This is a genomic window from Kribbella sp. NPDC051936, from assembly GCF_040680955.1.
Lineage (GTDB): Bacteria > Actinomycetota > Actinomycetes > Propionibacteriales > Kribbellaceae > Kribbella.
Map to the genome: position 1 here is coordinate 367,851 of NZ_JBFAXS010000009.1, position 20,570 is coordinate 388,420.

Below are 20,570 nucleotides of genomic sequence, written 5' to 3' on the forward strand. Positions count from 1 at the left end.
CCGATAGGCGGGCAGTCCGTGCTGCAGCAGACTGCCCGCATGCCCTTCGTCAACGTTCCCGACGGTTACCTGTACTTCGAGCAGCACGGTGCAGGCCCGGATGTCGTCCTGCTCAACGGCGGCCTGGCTGATGTCCGCATGTGGTCGTCGACCGTGGCCTGGCTCGCGGAGACGCACCGCGTCACGACCTGGGACTACCGCGACACCGGCCTGTCGTCACCGGCCGACCGCGAGTACGACGAGATCGCCGACCTGGCCGCCGTACTCGATGCGGCAGGTATCGAGCGTGCCGTGCTGGTCGGGGTCTCCGACGGCGGGCGGCGCGGGCTCGGGTTCGCGCATCGACATCCTGCTCGGGTCAGGCACCTCTGCGTCGTCGGCGGATCGTTCGGCGAGTTCCCGGACCCGACACCGGCCGAAGAGGCCGCCCGGGTCGTGATGCGCGCTCACTTCGCGCGGCAGGCCAAGGTGCTCGAGTCCGACGGCATACCGGCTGCTGCCGAGCACGACGTCCAAGGCTGGTGCCCGGCGGTCCGCGGCGACGACCGGCGGCTGCTTGTCGGTCTGGAGATCGCGAACTCGCGTGTCATGACGATGCCTGTTCACCACGGCGTCGAGCTCGACCCACCCGTCAAACACCGCTTCACCGAAGTCACCACGCCGATCTCCGTCCTGATCGGTGGCCGCGACTTCGACGGCACTCAGCTCTGGGGACGGCGGCTGGCCGCGCAGGCGCCGTACGCCGAGCTGACGGTGCTGCCGGAGGCTGATCACATGCCGATGTTCTCGGCGCCGGACGGCTTCCGGGAGTTCGTGAGCCGTGTACTGGCGTGACTCCGCAACGCCACGGCGGTGAGTAGGGCGCCGAGGACGGTGGTGCCCGCCGCGACGACGTAGATCGCGGTCAGGCCGTGGCCGGCGATGACGCGACCGCCCAGCCAGCCGGCGAAGGCCGCCGCGACCTGGTACGCCGAGGCGTTGACCGCGATCGCCAGCGTCGGGGCTGTCGCGGCGGTGGTCAGGACTCTGGCCTGCATGCCGGGGACCACGGAGAAGCCGACCGCGCCCAGGGCGAACACGAGCACGCCGGTCAGTGTCGTGCTCGGGCTCAGCCTCAGGACGACGAGCAGAACGACGAGGAGTGCGAGCGCGCCGAGCTGGGACGGCAGCAGGGCCCGATCCGCCAGACGGCCGCCGACCAGGTTGCCGATCGTCGCGCCGACGCCGTACACCAGCAGCATCGGCGCGACGGCCGCCGCCGGGAACGATGCGGGGCCTGTCAGCAGGGGTGCGAGGTAGGTGAACACCATCAGTACGCCGATGTTGGCGACGGCGGTGATCGCGATCGCGAGGAGCAGTTCGCGGCTGCGGAACACGGCGAACTCCCCCAACGCCCGGGTGCGGACGCCGGGCTGGGCGTCGGGCACGAAGCGCGCGACGAGCACCAGGCCGGTCGCGCAGCAGGCCGTGATCGCCGCGAACGTCGTCCGCCAGCCGAACGCCTCCCCGATCCAGGTGCCGAGCGGGGCGCCGAGGATCATCGCCAGGTTCATGCCGAAGGCAAGTTTCGCGACGGTCGACGCCTTCTTGTCCGGTGGCGCGGAGGCGGTGGCGATCACGATCGCGTTGGCGAAGAACGTCGAGGTGACGAGTGCCGTCACGATCCGCGCGGCGAACAGCACGCCGTACCCGGGTGCGATCGTGGACAGCAGGTTCCCGGTGACGGCGACCGCCAGCAGCGCGAGGACCAGCGGCTTGCGCGGCCGGCCGGCAGTGATTGCCGTCAGCAACGGGCCGCCGACGATCATCCCCAGCGCGTACGCCGTGACGAGCAGGCCCGCCGCCGGGATCGAAACCCCCAGGTCCCCGGCCACCGCCGGGAGGATCCCGGCCACCACGAACTCCCCCGTGGTCACTCCGAACACGCAGACCAGCAACGCTGTCAGCTTCACGATTACCTCACGGATAGATTGGCTTACATCCGTGAGAACCCTAGATCTTTCTCACGGATGAGCGCAACCTGTACCATGAGAGCCATGGAGTCACCGCTGCCGCCCGCACCCGGCGCCGACGCTCATCTCGCGCTGGACTTCGCCAATACGGCGATCGCGCTCCCGGGCGGGCAGTACGTCGACCTGCTCGGCAGCCCGGCCTCGGTGAACGAGTGGCTCACAGCCCACAACCTCGCGCCCGAGGACGCCGACGTACAGGAGATGTGCGCGACCCAGCTCCGCGCCCTCCGCGAGCACGTCCGCTCACTGCTCGCCGCGCGCGTCAGCGGCGCGCCGGCCCTGCCCGCGGCGCTGGACGCAGTGAACGACGCCCTGACCCGCGTCCCGACCGCCCAGCTCCTGCACTGGGACGACAAGACCGGGCCGTACCGAGCCGCTCCCTGTCCCACCAACGAGATCCTCGAGCACGCCCTGGCCACCATCGCCGCCGGCACCGCCGACCTCCTCACCAGCCCCGAGGCCGAAGCCCTCACCGCCTGCGACGCCACCCCGTGCAACCGCTACCTGATCCGCCACGGCCGCCGCCACTGGTGCTCCACCCGCTGCGGCGACCGAGTCCGAGCCGCCCGCGCCTACGCCCGGCGTACCGCCGGATAGTCAACGGCCGAGGCCGGCGTTGCGGGCCTGGATGATCGCCTCGGCCCGGTCGGCGACGTGCAGCTTGGCGAAGATGTTCGAGACGTTGTTGCGAACCGTCTTCGGTGACAGGAAGAGCTCGGCGGCGATCTGGGCGTTCGAACGCCCGGCGGCGACCAGCGCGAGGATCTCCTGCTCGCGCGCGGTCAGCTGCGGGAAAGGACTGTTCGGGGTCGCTACCGGCTCCGCTGCGAAGAACTCGGCCACCCGGCGGGCGATCGCCGGCCCGAAGATCGCCTCGCCCTGCGCGACCGCGGTGATCGCCCGCAGGATCTCCGCCTGGTTGGCGCCTTTCAGCAGATAGCCACGGGCACCGGCCCGCATCGCCGCGAACAGCGTCTGGTCCTCCTCGGCCATCGTCAGCACGACGACACCGATGTGCGGACTGTCCGAGGTGATCGCCCGGGTCGCCTCGATCCCGTCCAGCCGCGGCATCTGCACATCCATCACGACCACGTCGGGCTGCAGTTCGCGCGCCCGGTCCACGGCCTCCACACCGTCGGACGCCGTACCGACGACCTCGACGCCGTCCAGAGACCCGAGCAGGGCGGCCAACCCGTCCCGGTAGACCGGGTGATCGTCGGCCAGCATCACGCGCACCGCCTCAGCCATTCACAACCTCCGGTACAGCGTCCAAGGGCAGCCTGACCTGGACCACAGTGCCACCCGCCGGCGGACAGCTCACGCTGCAGACTCCCCCGAGCTCAGCGGCTCGCTCACGCACCGACAGCATGCCAACCCCCGCACTCACCTCGGCACCGATCCCGACACCGTCGTCGGTCACCGATAATTCCAGCGTCGCGTTCTCCAGCCGCAGCTGGATCTCGCACCGCGACGCCTTCGCATGACGCGCGACGTTGGTCAGCGCCTCCGACGCGATCCGGTACGCCGCGACCTCGACACCGGCCGGAAGCGGTCCGAGGGCGCCGGCGTCGACGGACACCCGCAGTCCGCCGAGCCGGAACCGCTCCGCTTGCTGCTCGATCGCCCGCACCAGCCCCAGCTCGTCGAGCGCCGGCGGCCGCAGGTCGTGCACCAGCCGTCGTACGTCGGCCAGCGCGGCCGCCACCTCGCTCCTCGCGAGCTCGAGCATCCGGTCGGCCTCCGCGGGGGCCGACCCGGCCAGGTTGCGCGCGGTCTCGATGCGCAGCGCCACAGCGCCGAGACTCGGGCCGAGGCCGTCGTGCAGGTCCCGCCGGATCCGGCGCCGCTCCTCCTCGCGTGCGGCGACCAATCGGCTGCGACTCTTCTGCAGCTCGGCACTGAGCTCGCTCGCCCGCGCTGCGGCGGCCGCCTGGCGCACGAGGTCTCCGAGCAGGCGCTGGTCCCGCTCGGACAACGCCGTACCGCCGCCCGCGCAGAACACCAGCCGCCCGATCGGCTCACCGCGATACCCGACCGGCAGGGCGTGCGCCCGGCCGGCTTCGCGGCCGTGCTCGACGGTCACCCGCTCCCCGCCGGGCCGGTCGATCTCGACCCGGACGTACGGCAACCGGAACGCCTCCGCGACCGTCTGGGCCACCGCACCCAACTGCCGCTCCGGATCCGCGGCCGACTCGAGCCGCTCGGCGAGCGTGGACATCGTGGCGTACGGATCCTCGCGCGAGCCGCGGACCAGGCGCCGAACCCAGCGCCACAGCCGGTCGCGCAGCGGAGCGTAGACCACCGCGACCACGGCGATCGCGACGAGCGCGGCGTTGCGCTCGCCGAGCACCCCGCCCGCGATCGCGAACACCGCCAGGTCGACGCCGACCACGAGCACCGCCAGAACGCCGTACAGGAAGGTGGCCGAGAGCAGCCGATCGACGGCGTACAGCTGGTGCTTGGTGACCGCGACGACGACCGCCGCGGACGTCAGCGCGATCGCGAGACCGAACAGGACGGCCGGTACGGCGGGCGGGTTGTGGAAGGGCACGATCAGCACGAGCATGTCGACCAGCGCGGCCCACATCAGCCAACGGATCTGCGCCTTGCGGTCGCGGTCATTGCTCCGGCCGGCTCGGCGGTAGCGGTGCACGGTGACCAGGAAAGGTACGACGAGGCTCACGATCACGGCGCTGTACGCGATCCGCAAGAGCGCGGCCCAGACGTCGTACGGCAGCTCGATGCTGAGCGGATCGAGCGACAGCCGGGCGATCTCCGGTGGCAGGGCCGCCGAGTGGTAGCGCTCCATCACGGAGCTCGGCGCAACGAGCAGGAGCAGCGGTAGCAGCGTCGTGAGGCCGATGCCGGCGATCGACAGACCACGCCAGAAGCGGCCGGCGACGAGTCGCCCGTCCGGGAAGATCAGGATCAGCAGCGGCAGGCCGAGCAACAGGAAGGCGCCGATCCGGGCGTAGAACCAGTACGCGGCGGACGCGCCAGGCAGCCCGGGATGCGTGTACACCGCGTACGCCGCCCAGCTCGAGGCGAAGCCGTCGACCACCCAGAGCAGGCCGGAGCCGGTCAGGACCCACGCGACCGGGTGTCTCGGCAGGCGGTGAAGGAGCAGAAGGCCGGGGACGACCAGGGCCAGACCCGACAGGGCGGACGTCCAGCCCGCGTCCAGCTCGGCGGCGGACGGAATGTCGGTGCCGTTGCGCAGGTCGAGGACCACGGTGGCCGCACACAGCAGAAGGACGGCTGCCCCGAGTGCAGCCGGCCCCCATCCCCTCCGTGTCTCCTCCCCCACCGCTGCATTGTGACTCAGAGTGTGTCCCGGCGTCGCGGGTCAGTTGTCCCGAATGTCTTCGGGACACTCGCGAGGACCCGAGGCCCTGTCGGCCGGGTCGGCGCGCCCCGAAGACTCGTGATCGACAACGAACCTCAGGGGGAGGACACCATGACCACAACACCAGCCAGAGCACGTACCGACGCATTGCCACCGCGCCACGGCGCTTCCGAGGCTTCCGGGGCTTCGACGGCTTCCCGGGCTTCCGCGGCTTCCGGGATGTCGGAGCGGGCGGTTCAGCGGCTCGGTCTCGGGCTGACGATGGGGACGCTGGCGTGGGCCGCGAGCATCTTCGTGTTCACGACGGACCCGCACGGCATCCCGGGCCGGATCGGCGACCTGACCGGGCTGCTGTTCCAGTTCGGCATCTTCTGCTTGCTGGCGGTGCAGTACCGCACCGGCGCGATCGGTACCGGGCGGGCCGCCCGAAGGTTCCTGAAGGCCGAGGCCGTGATCCTCGGCATCGCGAGCCTCTGGTCCCTGCTGCACGGCGTCCTGCCGACGGACCTGCAAGCCGCCGCGTGGCTGGCGCCGATGGACATCTGCTGGCCACTGTCGATGCTCGGCATGGCCGTCATCGCCGTCAAGCTTGCCGTCGCCGGCCGCTGGCAGGGCGTCCTCCGCTGGTGGCCACTGGTCGCGGAGAGCTGGGCAGTCGTCACAGTCCCGTCGTACATCCTCCTCGGCACCGAGGCCTCCCGCTGGATCGGCGGCACCCACCTCCTCATCGGCTACGCAACCCTCGGCATCCTGCTGACCCGAAACCCCCGCCTCGTCCTACCACGGACGTGATCCCAGAAGGGCCGCCGCCCACACGGCGGCCCTTCCCTAGTGCAAAGCGTTCTCCAGCCAGGTCATGAAGGCCGCATAGTCCGCCGAGATCGACAGCGCGATCTCCTCGCCGTCCGCCGTCGGACTCATCCGCCCGATGCCGTCCAGCGCGACATGCTCACGCACGAACCGCACACCCGGCCAGAGCATCGCGGCCGCGAGTGTCAGCGCATCGTGCTGCATGGACCCCGGATACTTCACCATCCAGCGGTCGAAGTGCTCGCGCAGCACCCGCTCCCACGGCCGCGCGTCCGGGCGGCCCCAGCGTTGGTAGAGCGCGGACTCGCGGGTGATCTCCATCGCCGGGTTGAACGTCACGTCCGACAGCACGAACCTCGGATTCCACCGTCCCAGCTCCGGCACCATCCGGATCGCCGCCTCCGTGTCCACCCGGAAGTTGTGTTCGGCCCGCGACGGATCCCGATACTTGATCGCCCCACCCATCTGCGTGACCGCCATCCGCGGGATCAGCACCGGCGCCTCGCGTTGCAGCCGCGCAAGGTTCGACAGCGGTCCCATGCCGACCCAGCGAATCCGTCCCTCGATTCCCGAGCAGACCTCGTCGATCACACCGACCACATCGGTGTCCTGCCGAGGCACCTCAGCTGGACAGACCCCGTCCATCACCCACATCCGGCTGTTCCCCAGATCGGAACCAGCCACGACGCGCACATCCGGCCGACCCGCCAGATCCAGCAGGTACCGAACGAGCCGCGCCCGCTCCCCGCCGTACTCGTCGCACGTCACCACCAACCGCAACTCCGGCACCGCCGAGCCGCCACCACCAGCGCCACCGTGTCGTCCGGATCCCCACCCAGATCCGTGTCGATGATCATCGGCGCCGTGGCGATCGCCGGCGGGCCGGGCGACGGTGGCGGCCCGCCGGCGATCAAGCCGAGATCGTCGGACTCGTCAAAGATCGCGGCCCATCCCGCAAGCGCCATCCACTCCGCCACGGGATCCTCTTCGCGATGCTCGCCCATCGCCACTTCCACCCTTCCGCATCGCGCTGAACGCATTCTCGACGAACACTTGCTTGTCGCCGTCACTCCCGCACCGCTCGTACGCGGCCCAGGTCGCCTGCCGGTCACGTTCCGGCACCTGCGCGCGGTCCAAGGTCCGCTGCAACGCCTCCACCTGCCGGTTGTCGGCCCGATACACGAAGGAGTCGAGGAACTCCGCAAGCCGCGGATCAGTCGCGCGGCCCTCGATCCACGCCCGGATCTCACCGCGGCACCGGCCGGCCCCGTCCTCCAGCCCGCTCCGGTAGTTGCCTCCGGCATCACGCAGGACCGCTACATCCCGCGCCAGATCGGTGGCCGTCGCGGCCGAGCGTGACCACCCGATCGACGTTGCGGTCAGCAACATCCGCCCGAAGGTCGGCGAGCATGTCGTCGGCGACCCGGACCATCAGTGGCGCCGGAAACTCGTAGGTCACGAGGTAGGCGTCCCGTAGCGTCCTGACATCCGCGGGGTCCTCGACGCTCAGCCGCGTCGCGACCCGGTGGGCGGTCCGGCTGCCGCGTTCGTGGACGAAGTTCGTGGGCATGCGTCCAGTACCGCACAGAAGGCGAGACCGGCGCGGAAGTTATCCACAAGCTGCAGTGGGCGGGGACGCCCGCGTGGCGTCCCCGCCCACCGGGTCAGCGGGCCATCGGGCGGGCGGCTGGGGTGGCTGGGGCGGTCAGGGCTGCTGCTTCCTCGTCGATGTCTACTACCGCGCCGCTGAACTGGGCGTTGTAGAGGCGGGCGTAGGCGCCGTCCAGGGTGAGGAGTTCGTTGTGGTTGCCCTGTTCGACGATCGCGCCGTTCTCCATGACGAGGATCAGATCCGCGTCGCGGATGGTGGACAGGCGGTGGGCGATGACGAAGCTGGTGCGGTCGGAGCGCAGGGCGGCCATGGCGCGTTGGACCAGGACCTCCGTGCGGGTGTCGACCGAGCTGGTCGCCTCGTCGAGGATCAGCAACTGCGGGTCGGCGAGGAACGCGCGGGCGATGGTGAGCAACTGCTTCTCACCGGCGCTGACGTTGCTGCCTTCCTCGTCGATGACCGTGTCGTAGCCGTCCGGCAAACTGTGGACGAAGCGGTCGACGTACGTCGCCTTCGCGGCCGCCAGCATGTCTTCCTCGGTGGCGTTCAGGTTGCCGTAGAGGAGGTTGTCGCGGATCGTGCCGCCGAACAGCCAGGTGTCCTGCAGCACCATGCCGATCCGCGAGCGCAGGTCGTGCCGGGTCAGCTCGGTGATGTCCACGCCGTCGAGCGTGATCCGGCCGCCGTTCAGCTCGTAGAACCGCATGATCAGGTTGACCAGCGTGGTCTTGCCGGCGCCGGTCGGGCCGACGATCGCGACGGTCTGCCCTGGCTCGGCGACCAGGCTCAGGTCGGTGATCAGCGGCTTGTCCGGGTCGTACGAGAACGACACGTGCTCGAACTCGACCCGTCCCCGCGCGTCGGTCACCTTCTCCGGTGTCGCGTCGTCCGGCACCTGCTCCTCGGCGTCCAGGACCTCGAACACGCGCTCGGCCGACGCCACGCCGGACTGCAGCAGGTTCGCCATCGAGGCCACCTGGGTGAGCGGCTGGGTGAACTGGCGCGAGTACTGGATGAACGCCTGTACGTCGCCCAGCGACATCGTGCCGGAGGCGACCCGCAGACCGCCGACGACCGCGATCACCACGTAGTTCACGTTCCCGATGAACATCATCAGCGGCATGATCAGGCCCGAGATGAACTGCGCGCCGAACGCGGCCTTGTAGAGCTCCTCGTTCTTCTCCGCGAAGCTCGCCTCGATCTCCTTCTGCCGGCCGAAGACCTTCACCAGCTCGTGCCCGGTGAACGCTTCCTCGATCTGGCCGTTCAGCGCGCCGGTGTGCCGCCACTGCGCCACGAACCGGACCTGCGACCGCTTCGCGATCGCCGCGGTCAGCACCATCGAGATCGGGATCGTGACGAGCGCGATCAGGGCCAGCAGCGGGGAGATCACGAACATCATCGTGACCACGCCGACCACCGTCAGCAGTGAGGTGAGCAACTGGCTCAGGGTCTGCTGCAGGCTGGTCGAGATGTTGTCGATGTCGTTGGTCACCCGGCTGAGCAACTCACCGCGCGGCGCGCCGTCGAAGTAGCTCAGCGGCAGCTTGTTCAGCTTCTCCTCGACGTCGGACCGCAGGTCGAGAATGGTCCGCTGGACGACGCCGTTCAGGATGTAGCCCTGCGCCCAGGACAGGAAGAACGCCCCGGCGTACAGCGCCAGGACCAGCAGCAGGACGTTGCGCAGGGCATCGAAGTCGATGCCGACGCCCGGGATCAGGTCGATCCCCTGCAGCAGGTCCGCGAGCCGCCCGTTGCCGGACGCGCGGGTCTGCTCGATGACCTGCTCCTTGGTCATACCGCTCGGCAGCCGCTTGCCGATCGCGCCGGCGAAGATGATGTCGGTCGCGCGGCCGAGGATCTTCGGGCCGAGCACCGACAGCCCGACGCTGAAGACCGCCAGCAGCACGACGCCCGACACCTGCATCCGGTGCGGCCGGAGCCGCTTCAGCAGCCGCTTCGCCGAGGGCAGGAAGTCGATCGACTTGTCCCCCGGAATGCCGCCGGGAGGACCGAACGCCCGCCCGGTGGTCGGCCGCTCGGTCGCCTTGACGGTCTTCGCCGCACCCGGTTCCTGCCCGTTCGGCGCCGGCTTCTGCCCGTTGGGCGACGGCTTCTGCTCGCTCATGCCGCCTCCTCCGCGGAACGCTGGGACTCGACGATCTCGACGTACGTCGGACACGTGTCGAGCAACTCCTGGTGGGTGCCCTTGCCGACGATCGCGCCGTCCTCGATCACCACGATCTGGTCGGCGTCGATGATCGTCGAGACGCGCTGCGCGACGACGACCACGCAGGCCTCCCGCGTGATCGGCCGCAACGCCGCCCGCAGCCGGGCGTCCGTCGACAGGTCGAGCGCCGAGAACGAGTCGTCGAACAGGTAGATCTCGGGTTTGCGGACCAGCGCCCGCGCGATCGCGAGCCGCTGCCGCTGACCGCCGGACACGTTCGTGCCGCCCTGGGCGATCGGCGCGTCCAGCCCCTCGGGCATCGCCTCGACGAAGTCCCGGCCCTGGGCGATCTCAAGCGCGTGCCAGAGCTCCTCGTCGGTCGCGTCCGGGTTGCCGTACCGCAGGTTGCTGGCCACCGTCCCGGAGAACAGGTACGGCCGCTGCGGCACCAGGCCGATCCGCTCCCAGAGTGCCTCGGGCTCGATCTCCCGTACGTCGATGCCGTCGACGAGCACCCGCCCCTCGGTCGCGTCGAACAACCGCGGCACCAGCGACAGCAGCGTCGTCTTGCCGGCGCCGGTGCTGCCGATGATCGCGGTCGTCTGCCCCGGCGACGCCACGAAGCTGATGTCCCGCAGGACCGGCTCGGCGGCCCCCGGGTACTTGAACGAGGCGCGCTCGAACACGAGCCGGCCGCGCCCGGTGAAGTTCGTGATCGGCGTGACCGGCGGCCGGACCGAGGAGTCGGTGTCCAGCACCTCGGAGATCCGGTCCGCGCAGACCGAGGCCCGCGGCACCATGATCATCACGAACACGCCCATCATCACCGAGAACAGGATCTGGATCAGGTAGCTCAGGAACGCGGTCAGCGCCCCGACCTCCATGGTCCCGTTCTCGACCCGGGACGCGCCGAACCACAGCACCGCGATGCTGGACATGTTCAGGATCAGCATCACGGTCGGGAACACCAGCGCCATCAGCCGGCCGGCCCGGATCGCGGTGTCGGTGAGGTGCTGGTTCGCCTCGCCGAACCGCTCGACCTCGTGCGGCTCGCGGACGAACGCCCGGACCACCCGGATCCCGGTGATCTGCTCGCGCAGCACCCGGTTCACGCCGTCGATGTTCTTCTGCATCTTCCGGAACTGCGGCACCATCCGGCTCGCGATGAAGCCGATCGTGACCGCGAGCAGCGGCACCGCGACGGCGACCAGCCAGGACAGCCCGACGTCCTCGCGGACCGCCATGATCACGCCGCCGACCATGGTGATCGGGGCCGCGACCAGCATCGTGCAGGTGGTGACCACCAGCATCTGGATCTGCTGGACGTCGTTCGTACTGCGGGAGATCAGCGTCGGCGCGCCGAACTGGTTGACCTCCCGGGCGGAGAACTCCCCGACCCGGTGGAACACCGCGGCGCGGACGTCACGGCCGAACAGGGCGGCCGTCTTCGCGCCGAAGTACACCGCGGTGATCGTGCAGACGATCTGCAGCAGGCTGACGGCGAGCATCCAGCCGCCGGTGCTCATGATGTAGGCGGTGTCGCCCTTGGCCACACCGTTGTCGATGATGTCGGCGTTCAGGCTGGGAAGGTAGAGGGAGGCGATCGTCCCGACCAGTTGCAGGACGACCACCAGGGACAGGTTTCCTGCGTACGGACGCAGGTGCGTACGCAAGACGCGAAGTAACATCAATCATCCCCAGAGTCGTGATGGCGGGCACCGTCGAGCGCGAATTCGGCGATGTCCTCGGAGGCCGGCGGCTGACCGGTGTGGTGCTTGCCGTGGTTGAGGAGACCGTCGAAGGCGAAGTCGACGATCTCCTCGGCGGTCAGCACGTGGCCGCCGGAAATCAGTGGGTGGGTCGCCGAGAAGGTCAGCAGGTTGATCCGCCGGACCACCTCCTCGGCCGGGAGCCGGAGCTGGTCCTCGTCGGGCCGGATCAGCTCGGCGAACGCCGCGTTGGCCAGGTCGGACTGCCGTTGCTGGCGCGCCTTGTCCAGGGCGGTCGCCTTCCGGAAGTCCGGCGGGCGCTGGATCCGCAGGGCGAACAGCAGCTTGAACACCTTGCCGAGCCGCCGCTGGCCGATCCCGACCGCCGCCACCACGCGCTCCCGCAACGGCAGTGAACGGTCGATCTCCGCCAGCGCCTCGACCAGGTCGGAGGTGTCGAACACGGTCGCCATCGCCGCCTCGATCAACGCGTCCTTGCTGCCGAACGCGCGGAAGATCGTCCCCTCGGCGATCCCGGCCGCCTCGGCGATCTGCTTCGTACTGACCTCGGGCCCGAACTCCTCGAGCAACGGCAGCGCGGCCGCGACGATGGCGGCGCGCCGTTCCTCGGGAGGCAGTGGGGTGGCTCGTGGACTCACGAGATCCAAGGTAACTGAGTGAGTACTCACTCACAACTGCATTTACCCTTGCGGCGTAGGCCGGTTCGCAACCAGCGCAGAAACACCGTCCAGCAGCCTTTCCAGACCGTACTCGAACGCGTGTTCGGAGTCGTACGGCGCGTCGAACTCATTCCCGACGGCGGTGCCGACGCGCGCCGAGATCGGGAACTTCTCCAGGTCGCCGATCTGGTCCAGGTGCGGGACGTGCGCCAGCCACCACTCCTTGTCGGTCATCCCGGACCGCTGGATCACCTGGCGCGCCTCCACCGCCGTACGGACGGCGCCGTGGACGTAGCCGTTGACGAGCGCGACGGTCGCGTCCATCTCGAGGTCGGTGAGTCCGATGCCTTCGACCGCACCCAGCTCCCATTCGTATTTCGCCATCACGTTGGGGCCCAGCGGTGGGCGGCTGATCGCGACCTGGAGCAGCCACGGGTGGCGCAGGTACAGCTCCCGGTTCTCCCGCGCGACCTCGTCCAGGGCAGCTCGCCAGTCCCCCGGTACGACGCGCCGCGGCAGCTCGCCGTACACCGTGTCGAGCATGACGTCGAGCAGCTCCCCCTTGCCCGGGAAGTACCGGTACAGCGTCATCGCCCCGACGCCCAGCTCGTCGGCGACGCGGCGCATCGACATCGCGGCCAGCCCCTCGGCGTCCGCGACCCGCACCGCGGCCACGACGATCCCGTCCACGGTCAGCGCCGGCTTCGGCCCACGCGTCGGCACCGGCCGCCTCCGCCACAGCAGCTCGAGACTCTTCGCCGGGTCCCCACTGCCGCTGTACTCCGAATTCATGTGCAAGATTCTTCCTCAGGGGCTATTCTTCGTACAGCGTACGCAGTTGACCTCAAGTTACGTCGAGGTTCTAGCGTCGGGTTTTGTCGGTGGTCTACGGAATCATCGACGTCCCCGATCGATCGAATCACCGGAGTCCAGCCGTGAGTATGGAAATGACCGCGTGGAACTCGCTCTACCACGCGATGCACGCCCAGGACGAGAAGCGGCCCTTCTCGCGCGCCACCCTGCGCCGGATCCTCGCCTTCGCCCGGCCCCACCGGCGGTACCTGATCGCCTTCCTCGTGCTCAGCATCGGCGCGGCGGTGCTGGCGGTCGCCACGCCGGTGCTGGCCGGGCGGGTGGTCGACGCGATCGTCGGCGGCAAGGCGGTCGGCGTCGTCCTGCAACTGTCCCTGCTGATCGCCGTCATCGCGGTCGCCGAAGCCGGCTTCAGCCTGCTGACCCGTTGGCTGTCCGCGAGCATCGGCGAGGGCCTGATCCTGGACCTGCGGACCGCTGTGTTCGACCACATCCAGCGGATGCCGATCGCGTTCTTCACGCGGACGCGCACCGGCGCGCTGGTCTCCCGGCTGAACAACGACGTCATCGGTGCGCAGCGCGCGTTCAGCGACACGCTGTCCGGTGTGGTCAGCAACCTGGTGATGCTCGTGCTGACCCTCGTGGTGATGTTGCGGGTCTCGTGGCAGATCACTCTGCTCGCCTTGATTCTGCTCCCGGTCTTCGTCGTCCCGGCGCGCCGGATCGGGACCAGGCTGGCGGGTCTGCAGCGCGAGGCGGCGAACTACAACGCCACGATGAGCACGCAGATGACCGAGCGGTTCTCGGCTCCGGGTGCGACGCTGGTCAAGCTGTTCGGACGGCCGGCGCGCGAGTCGCACGAGTTCGCTGTCCGGGCGCGCCGGGTGCGCGACATCGGCGTCCGCACGGCCATGGTGCAGTGGATCTTCGTCACCTCGCTCACGCTCGTGTCCGCGCTCGCGCTGGCGGTCGTGTACGGACTGGGCGGGTTCTACGCGTTGCGCGACCAGCTCGACGCCGGCGCGGTGGTCGCGATGGCGCTGCTGCTGACCCGGCTGTATTCGCCGCTGACCGCGCTCGCGAGTGCGCGGCTCGAGGTGATGACCGCGCTGGTGAGCTTCGAGCGGGTCTTCGAGGTGCTGGACCTGGAGCCGCTGATCAAGGACAAGCCGGACGCGGGCCGGGTGCCCGAGGGGCCGGTGGCGGTGGAGTTCGCAGGCGTCAGCTTCGCGTACCCGTCGGCGGACAAGGTGTCGCTGGCCTCGCTCGAGGAGGTCGCGAAGCTGGACACCCGCGGCGGGGTCGAGGTGCTGCACGACGTCTCGTTCCGCGCGGAGCCGGGGCAGATGGTCGCCCTCGTCGGGTCGTCCGGCGCCGGCAAGTCCACGATCGCGCAGCTGATCCCGCGGCTGTACGACGTGGACTCGGGTGTGGTGAAGCTCGCCGGAGTCGACGTCCGCGACGTGTCCGCGGAGTCGTTGCGGGACACGCTCGGCATGGTCACGCAGGACGGGCATCTGTTCCACGACTCGATCCGGGAGAACCTGCTGCTCGCACGCCCCGAGGCCACCGAGGACGAGGTGTGGGACGCGCTGGAGCGGGCCCGGCTGGGTGAGTTGATCCGGTCGTTGCCGGACCAGCTGGACACCGTGGTCGGAGAGCGCGGGTACCGGCTGTCCGGTGGCGAGCGGCAGCGGCTGACGATCGCCCGGCTGCTGCTCGCGCAGCCGCGGGTGGTGATCCTCGACGAGGCAACCGCCGCGCTCGACTCGACGAACGAGGCCGCCGTGCAGGCTGCGCTGACCGAGGCCCTCGCCGGCCGGACGGCCGTCGTCATCGCACACCGGCTGTCGACGATCCGGGCCGCCGACCAGATCCTCGTGATCGAGTCCGGCCGCATCGTCGAGCGCGGCCGGCACGCGGAACTCCTGGCGGCCGGTGGCCGTTACGAGGAGCTGTACCGCACCCAGTTCGAGCAGCCCGGCGCGGAAGGCGCCGAAGCGGTTCCGGTCTGAAGTTCATTGGTCATTCGCGAGCGCGCAGGAGGTCGTCGGTTTGGTGGACACGGGGCAACAGCTGGCCGGATACGCGGTGGTCTTCCGGCCGGCTGATCCACCACGCAGCAGCCGGGTAGCGTTCTGGGATCCCTCCGGCGACCCACTCCCCCTCGGCGTCGGCGACCAGGCCGACCTCACACTGACGGTCGGCGGGCAACTGCAGGACGTCCGGGCGGTCGAGTTGCCGGTGACCGAGGCGGTGCCGGTGCTCGGGCGGATGCGGCGGGCGGCCGGGGCGCATCCCTCGGCCGCTTTCTGGGGCGGGGCCGCGCTGGTCGGGTTGCAGCTGGTTGCCCGGGGCAAGCTGCTTCCCGGCGTGACGCCGGACGGCCACGACGCCTGGCGGGTCGGCCCGCTCGAGCCCGATGACGTCACCCGTCTGCTCACCCTCGCCGAAGCCATGCCCGCCTCGGCCCGCGCACTGCCCCTCACCGACTCCCCCGACCAGGTGCGGTTGCCGGTGGCCGAGGAGTTGTTGCGGCAGTTCCTGGACGCGGTGGCCGACGGTATGCCGAGGTCGCCCGCGGCCGCGAAGGCACACCGGACGGACCTGTTCGCCGCGGCCGCACCCCAACGGGCGGAGCGGTTGCGGACCTGGGCGGACGAGGTGTCGGTGGGCCTGGACACCGGCGTACGGATCTCGCTGCGCATCGAGCTCGCCGACTCGCTCGCGTTCAGCGCCGTCGTCCAGCTGCACAGCCTGAAGGACCCGACCCTGGTCAGGGACGCGGACGATGTCTGGTCCGACGACGTCCCCGGGTTCGGCCCGCGCGCACGGATCGACGCGACCCTCGCGATCCGCCGCGCCGCCCGCGTCTGGCAGCCGCTCACCCGCCTGCTCGACTCCGCCGTGCCGGACCGGATGGACCTGGCCGACGACGACGTCGCCGACCTGCTGGCCGGATCGGCGCAACGACTCGCGGCAGCAGGCATCGACCTGCACTGGCCGCGCAGCCTCGGGCGAGAGCTCACCGCACGCGCCGCGATCACCTCGGCCGACGGGCCGCCGAGCGACCTTCCCGGCTTCTTCCAGGGCGACAAGACCCTCGACTTCAGCTGGCAGGTCGCGCTCGGGGACGACCCACTGACCGAGGCCGAGCTCGACCGGCTCGCGGAAGCCACCCGGCCGGTCGTCCGGCTCCGCGACCAGTGGATGCTGATCGACCCCGAGCTTGCCCGCAAGGCCCGCGACCGCATCCTCAAACCCGTCACTGCGATCGACGCGCTCGGCGTCGCCCTGACCGGCACGACCGAGATCGACGGCCGGCAGGTCACCGTCACCCCCGCCCAGTGGCTCGACGACCTGCGCGCCCGGATCGCCGATCCCGACCGCGCCGACGACCCGCCCGAAGCTCCGCCGGGTCTGCAGGCCACCCTGCGCGACTACCAGTTGCGCGGTCTGCGCTGGCTCGCCCGGATGACGTCGCTCGGCCTCGGCGGCTGCCTCGCCGACGACATGGGCCTCGGCAAGACGATCACGCTCATCTCGTTGCATCTCCACCGCCAGCAGTCCGCGGACACCGCGGGCCCGACACTCGTGGTCTGCCCGGCGTCGCTGCTCGGCAACTGGGAGCGCGAGGTGCAGCGCTTCGCCCCCGGCACTCCCGTGCGGCGTTTCCACGGCACGTCCCGTTCACTCGACGACGCGCGGGAGGGTTTCGTGCTGACGACGTACGGGACGCTCCGGCGGGACGCCGCACGGCTGGGTGAGCACCCGTGGGCGCTGGTGGTCGCCGACGAGGCGCAGCATGTGAAGAACCCCTCATCCGGTACGGCGAAGGCGTTGCGTACCGTGCCGGCCAAGGCCCGGGTGGCGCTGACCGGCACGCCGGTGGAGAACAACCTCTCCGAGTTGTGGGCGATCCTCGACTGGACGACGCCGGGGCTGCTCGGCCGGCTTGGCACGTTCCGCAGCCGGTGGGCGACGCCGATCGAGGCCGACAAGGACGAGGAGGTCGCGGCACGGCTCGCGAAGCTCGTCACGCCGTTCTTGCTCCGGCGGCGCAAGTCCGATCCGGGCATCGCCCCGGAGCTGCCGCCGAAGACCGAGACCGACCAGCCGGTCTCGCTCACCCGCGAGCAGGTCGTGCTGTACGAGGCAACGGTTCGCGAGTTGATGGCGGAGGTCCAGGCCAGCGACCGGATGGCGCGCCGCGGGCTGATCGTCAAGCTGCTGACCGGGCTGAAGCAGATCTGTAACCACCCCGCGCAGTATTTGAAGGAGCCCGGCGACGCCCGGCTGACCGGTCGCTCGGGCAAGCTCGAGCTGCTCGACGAGCTGCTCGAGACGATCGTCGCGGAGGACGGCGCCGTCCTCGTCTTCACGCAGTACGTCGCGATGGCCCGCCTCCTCGAGCGGCATCTCGCCGAGCGCGGCATCCCCACCCAGTTGCTGCACGGCGGCACTCCGGTCGCGCGGCGCGAGGACATGGTCGACCGGTTCCAGGCCGGCGAGGTCCGGGTCTTCCTGCTGTCGCTGAAGGCGGCCGGGACCGGGCTGAACCTGACCCGTGCGGATCACGTCGTGCACTACGACCGCTGGTGGAATCCGGCGGTCGAGGACCAGGCGACCGACCGGGCGTACCGGATCGGCCAGACCAGGCCGGTGCAGGTCCACCGCTTGATTGCCGAAGGCACCATCGAGGACCGGATCGCCGGCATGCTCGCCGCCAAGCGCGAGCTGGCCGAGGCGGTGCTGTCCGGTGGTGAGGCCGCGCTGACCGAGCTCTCCGATGCCGAGCTGGCCGATCTCGTCGAGCTGCGCGGAGGTGCCCGATGAGTGCCGCGCGAGGTTTCCCGGCGTTCGCCGCGCAGCACCGGAGCACGCGGGGCAGGTCGTGGTGGGCGCAGGCCTGGGTGCAGGCGATGGAGGACACGTCGCTGGACGCGGGCCAGCTCCGCAAGGGTCGCCGCTCTGCGAACTCCGGCCAGGTCGGCACGATCACGGTCAGCCCCGGACGGATCGCCGCGACCGTGTACGCGCCCGAGGACACCTACGAGTCCGTGGTGCACGTCGACGAGCTGACCGACGACGACTGGCACCGCTTCGGCGAGCAGCTCGCCGCGCGGGCCGGGCACATTGCGGCGTTGCTCGACGGCGAGATGCCGCACAACCTGGTGGAGGCCGCCGCCGATGCCGGCGTCACGCTGCTCCCCGGCATCGGCGACCTCGACTCCAGCTGCACATGCGACGCGTGGGAGCTGCCCTGCCAGCACGCCGCGGCGCTCTGCTACCAAGTCGCGTGGCTCCTCGACGCGGACCCGTTCGTCCTGCTCCTGCTGCGCGGCCGCAGCCGCGAAGATCTCCTCGATGAGCTCCAAGCGTCGTCGTCCCAACCCACAGCACCGGGCGTCGCCGTCGCCGACGTACTCGCGGCCTCGCCCGGCGACCTGCCGGAGCCACCCGACCTGCCGGCGAAGGTGAGCGCCGACGACCTGGCCGTCGCCGGGATCGAACCACCCGAAGGTCTCGGCCCGCACGCCCTGCAGCTACTGGTGCTCGACGCCGCCCGCCGCGCACGCTCGATCCTGAACGCGCTCCTTCACGGCACCGCGGAGCCGCAACCGCTCGACGAGTGGCAGGACACCGTGCGCCTGGCGACCGACTTCCCGGAGCTCGTCGCGGCGCTGACCGAGTCCTCCGACCGGGACGTTGCCCCAGGCATCCAAGCCTGGCGGTACGGCGGCGCGCCGGGCCTCGACGTCCTCGAGCACACTTGGACACCCGAGCCGGCCGAGCTCAACCGGGCGCGGACCGAACTGCTCGCCGCCGACGACGACCTGACCATCCACACCTCGGCGAACCGGTTGACGGTCGGCGCCGACACCCAACTCAGGCTGGACCGCAACGGCCGCTGGCACCCGTACCGGTACGTCGACGACACCTGGGTCCCGGCCGGTCCGCCGTCCAAGGACCCGCTGGTCGTCGAGTGGTAGTCCGTCAGGACTGCGTGACCGGGCGCATGGCGAGGCCCTCGGTGCCCGCCCAGTAGGTGACGCGCTGGCCGTCGTCGGCCTCGAACGAGGTGACGGGCATCTTCACCTTGACCGGTGCCTCCGGCTCGGTCTCACCGCCGGGGCTACCGAGGCCGACCGTCATCGACTTCACGGAGTAGGTGTCCATGTGGCCGCCGGTGGCGAGTACCCCGGCGTACGCCTTCTCGCCGGGAGCGAGCGTGACGGCCTCGTCGTCGCGGGTCGATTCCTTCACGGGGGCGGGGCGCTCGGCTGCACCGAGGGTGACCTCTGGGTAGTTCGCCACATCGCACTTCTTGGCGCTCGAGTTGGTTGCCACGAGCATCAGATGGCGAACGTCCGCACCCGCCGCGTCGTAAGTCGTGACAGTGAAGGTCAGGTCCGCCATGGTGCACAGCTCGACGCTGCCGTCGTCGCTGGGTGTCGCCTTGGTCGGCCTCGCCGGGGTCGACGGCTTCGCCGAACTCGACGAGACGGGTTCAGTCGTCGAGGCCGGTGGAGTCGTCGAGGTGGTCGCGTTTGCCGGAGTCGTGGCGCCCTGATGGTCGGAGGGCTTGCTTCCGTCCGCGGTGTTGCCCGACCCGCACGCGGCGGTCGTCAGGAGTACGGCGACCACCCCGGTTCCCAGCGCATGCCTTCTCCATCTGGCCGGACCCTTACGGTCCCCCGAAACCACGACGTTCACTGAAGTTCCCCTCGTTCGGCCTTGTTCGCTAATTCGAATGATGGACGCCTCACGCTGAGTTAAAGTTGGTCACGACTTCGGAGGAGGAGGTGAGTTGATGACCGCGCGGGCCCGCGCTGCCGTGCGTCCGGCAGCGCTTTCGGTCAGTCAACTCATCCGCTGAACCCTCCGAAAGGCATCACGTTGTCCAACATCTGGAACACCCGTGTCGAGACGCCGTCCGACATCGAGCCGCTCCGCGACCTCACCCGCGACGCGTTCGGCCGGCAGTACGAGGTCGACTTCCTCGACGCGCTCCGCGCCGAGCCCGTCGCCTGGATCCCGGGACTCTCGTTCGTCGCGACCACGTCCGACGACACGCCGATCGCCTACGCGCTCCTCACCCGCTGTCACGTCGACGACGTACCGGTCCTGTCACTCGGACCGGTCGCCGTGCTCCCGGCGTACCAGCGTCAAGGCGCCGGCGGAGCGGCGGTGCGGGCCGCGCTGGCGACGGCGCGTGACCGCGAGGAGCCTGCCGCTGTCGTTCTCGGCCACGCTGAGTACTACCCGCGGTTCGGCTTCCGGCAGGCGACCGAGTTCGGCATCCACCATCCGCAGTACGACGGTCCCAACCTGATGGCGCTTGCGCTCGGCAACCACGCCGTACCGGCCGGAACTCTGACCTACCCGGTCACCGGCTGACAGTCCGTACGCGGTCG

The 20,570-nt window shown here is 70.1% G+C and carries 19 protein-coding genes; 8 read left to right on the forward strand and 11 right to left on the reverse strand.

Annotated features, from left to right (window positions below):
• Window positions 1-39 precede the first annotated feature (39 nt).
• Window positions 40-834 carry an alpha/beta hydrolase gene (locus tag AB0L64_RS32115; protein WP_363716239.1) on the forward strand — a complete coding sequence of 265 codons (795 nt, stop codon included), beginning with the start codon at window positions 40-42 and terminating at the stop codon, window positions 832-834.
• Here AB0L64_RS32115 and AB0L64_RS32120 read toward each other — a convergent pair.
• A complete protein-coding gene (locus tag AB0L64_RS32120; protein WP_363716241.1) occupies window positions 771-1,952 on the reverse strand; it encodes an MFS transporter in 1,182 nt (393 codons plus the stop codon). The genes AB0L64_RS32115 and AB0L64_RS32120 overlap by 64 nt on opposite strands.
• A gap of 84 nt (window positions 1,953-2,036) precedes the next feature.
• Between AB0L64_RS32120 and AB0L64_RS32125 the strand changes: the two genes are divergently transcribed.
• Window positions 2,037-2,609 (forward strand): ABATE domain-containing protein, encoded by a 573-nt coding sequence (locus AB0L64_RS32125; RefSeq protein WP_363716242.1) that lies wholly within the window; start codon window positions 2,037-2,039, stop codon window positions 2,607-2,609.
• Here the strand turns inward: AB0L64_RS32125 and AB0L64_RS32130 are convergent, their stop codons facing one another.
• Window positions 2,610-3,260: a response regulator transcription factor gene (locus tag AB0L64_RS32130; protein ID WP_363716244.1), complete on the reverse strand. Its 651-nt coding sequence runs from the start codon at window positions 3,258-3,260 to the stop codon at window positions 2,610-2,612.
• On the reverse strand, window positions 3,253-5,319 hold the full coding sequence (locus tag AB0L64_RS32135; RefSeq protein WP_363716246.1) for a sensor histidine kinase: 2,067 nt from the start codon (window positions 5,317-5,319) through the stop codon (window positions 3,253-3,255). The genes AB0L64_RS32130 and AB0L64_RS32135 overlap by 8 nt, the downstream gene beginning before the upstream one ends.
• A 258-nt stretch (window positions 5,320-5,577) precedes the next feature.
• Between AB0L64_RS32135 and AB0L64_RS32140 the strand changes: the two genes are divergently transcribed.
• Window positions 5,578-6,150 carry a hypothetical protein gene (locus AB0L64_RS32140; RefSeq protein ID WP_363716248.1) on the forward strand — a complete coding sequence of 191 codons (573 nt, stop codon included), beginning with the start codon at window positions 5,578-5,580 and terminating at the stop codon, window positions 6,148-6,150.
• Window positions 6,151-6,186: 36 nt separating this feature from the next.
• Here AB0L64_RS32140 and AB0L64_RS32145 read toward each other — a convergent pair whose 3' ends face one another.
• The 7 genes from AB0L64_RS32145 to AB0L64_RS32175 form a co-directional block, all read right to left on the reverse strand.
• On the reverse strand, window positions 6,187-6,957 hold the full coding sequence (locus AB0L64_RS32145; protein WP_363716250.1) for a nucleoside hydrolase: 771 nt from the start codon (window positions 6,955-6,957) through the stop codon (window positions 6,187-6,189).
• The gene (locus tag AB0L64_RS32150; protein WP_363716252.1) at window positions 6,933-7,172 is read right to left on the reverse strand and encodes a hypothetical protein; all 240 of its coding nucleotides are present in this window, start codon (window positions 7,170-7,172) and stop codon (window positions 6,933-6,935) included. Before AB0L64_RS32150 ends, AB0L64_RS32145 begins: the two co-directional genes overlap by 25 nt.
• A 299-nt stretch (window positions 7,173-7,471) precedes the next feature.
• The gene (locus tag AB0L64_RS32155; RefSeq protein ID WP_363716254.1) at window positions 7,472-7,738 is read right to left on the reverse strand and encodes a hypothetical protein; all 267 of its coding nucleotides are present in this window, start codon (window positions 7,736-7,738) and stop codon (window positions 7,472-7,474) included.
• Window positions 7,739-7,832: 94 nt separating this feature from the next.
• Entirely contained in the window at window positions 7,833-9,908 is a 2,076-nt protein-coding gene (locus tag AB0L64_RS32160) for an ABC transporter ATP-binding protein (protein WP_363716256.1), read from the reverse strand.
• Window positions 9,905-11,638, reverse strand: a complete 1,734-nt coding sequence (locus AB0L64_RS32165) for an ABC transporter ATP-binding protein (protein ID WP_363716258.1) — start codon at window positions 11,636-11,638, stop codon at window positions 9,905-9,907. The genes AB0L64_RS32160 and AB0L64_RS32165 overlap by 4 nt, the downstream gene beginning before the upstream one ends.
• A complete protein-coding gene (locus AB0L64_RS32170; RefSeq protein WP_363716260.1) occupies window positions 11,638-12,318 on the reverse strand; it encodes a TetR family transcriptional regulator in 681 nt (226 codons plus the stop codon). The genes AB0L64_RS32165 and AB0L64_RS32170 overlap by 1 nt, the downstream gene beginning before the upstream one ends.
• Window positions 12,319-12,360: 42 nt before the next feature.
• A complete protein-coding gene (locus tag AB0L64_RS32175) occupies window positions 12,361-13,131 on the reverse strand; it encodes a TetR/AcrR family transcriptional regulator (RefSeq protein ID WP_363716262.1) in 771 nt (256 codons plus the stop codon).
• 155 nt (window positions 13,132-13,286) lie between these two features.
• Between AB0L64_RS32175 and AB0L64_RS32180 the strand changes: the two genes are divergently transcribed.
• The 3 genes from AB0L64_RS32180 to AB0L64_RS32190 are packed head-to-tail and all read left to right on the forward strand — an operon-like array spanning window position 13,287 to window position 19,145.
• The gene (locus tag AB0L64_RS32180; protein WP_363716464.1) at window positions 13,287-15,167 is read left to right on the forward strand and encodes an ABC transporter ATP-binding protein; all 1,881 of its coding nucleotides are present in this window, start codon (window positions 13,287-13,289) and stop codon (window positions 15,165-15,167) included.
• 43 nt (window positions 15,168-15,210) lie between these two features.
• On the forward strand, window positions 15,211-17,988 hold the full coding sequence (locus tag AB0L64_RS32185; protein WP_363716264.1) for a DEAD/DEAH box helicase: 2,778 nt from the start codon (window positions 15,211-15,213) through the stop codon (window positions 17,986-17,988).
• On the forward strand, window positions 17,985-19,145 hold the full coding sequence (locus AB0L64_RS32190) for an SWIM zinc finger family protein (RefSeq protein WP_363716266.1): 1,161 nt from the start codon (window positions 17,985-17,987) through the stop codon (window positions 19,143-19,145). The genes AB0L64_RS32185 and AB0L64_RS32190 overlap by 4 nt, the downstream gene beginning before the upstream one ends.
• Before the next feature lie 4 nt (window positions 19,146-19,149).
• Here AB0L64_RS32190 and AB0L64_RS32195 read toward each other — a convergent pair whose 3' ends face one another.
• The gene (locus AB0L64_RS32195) at window positions 19,150-19,572 is read right to left on the reverse strand and encodes a DUF4232 domain-containing protein (RefSeq protein ID WP_363716268.1); all 423 of its coding nucleotides are present in this window, start codon (window positions 19,570-19,572) and stop codon (window positions 19,150-19,152) included.
• Between AB0L64_RS32195 and AB0L64_RS32200 the strand changes: the two genes are divergently transcribed.
• Both AB0L64_RS32200 and AB0L64_RS32205 read left to right on the forward strand, forming a co-directional pair.
• On the forward strand, window positions 19,571-19,726 hold the full coding sequence (locus AB0L64_RS32200; RefSeq protein ID WP_363716270.1) for a hypothetical protein: 156 nt from the start codon (window positions 19,571-19,573) through the stop codon (window positions 19,724-19,726). The two genes, AB0L64_RS32195 and AB0L64_RS32200, sit on opposite strands and share 2 nt — an antisense overlap.
• Window positions 19,727-20,052: 326 nt before the next feature.
• Window positions 20,053-20,553: an N-acetyltransferase gene (locus tag AB0L64_RS32205; protein WP_363716272.1), complete on the forward strand. Its 501-nt coding sequence runs from the start codon at window positions 20,053-20,055 to the stop codon at window positions 20,551-20,553.
• Window positions 20,554-20,570: the final 17 nt, after the last annotated feature.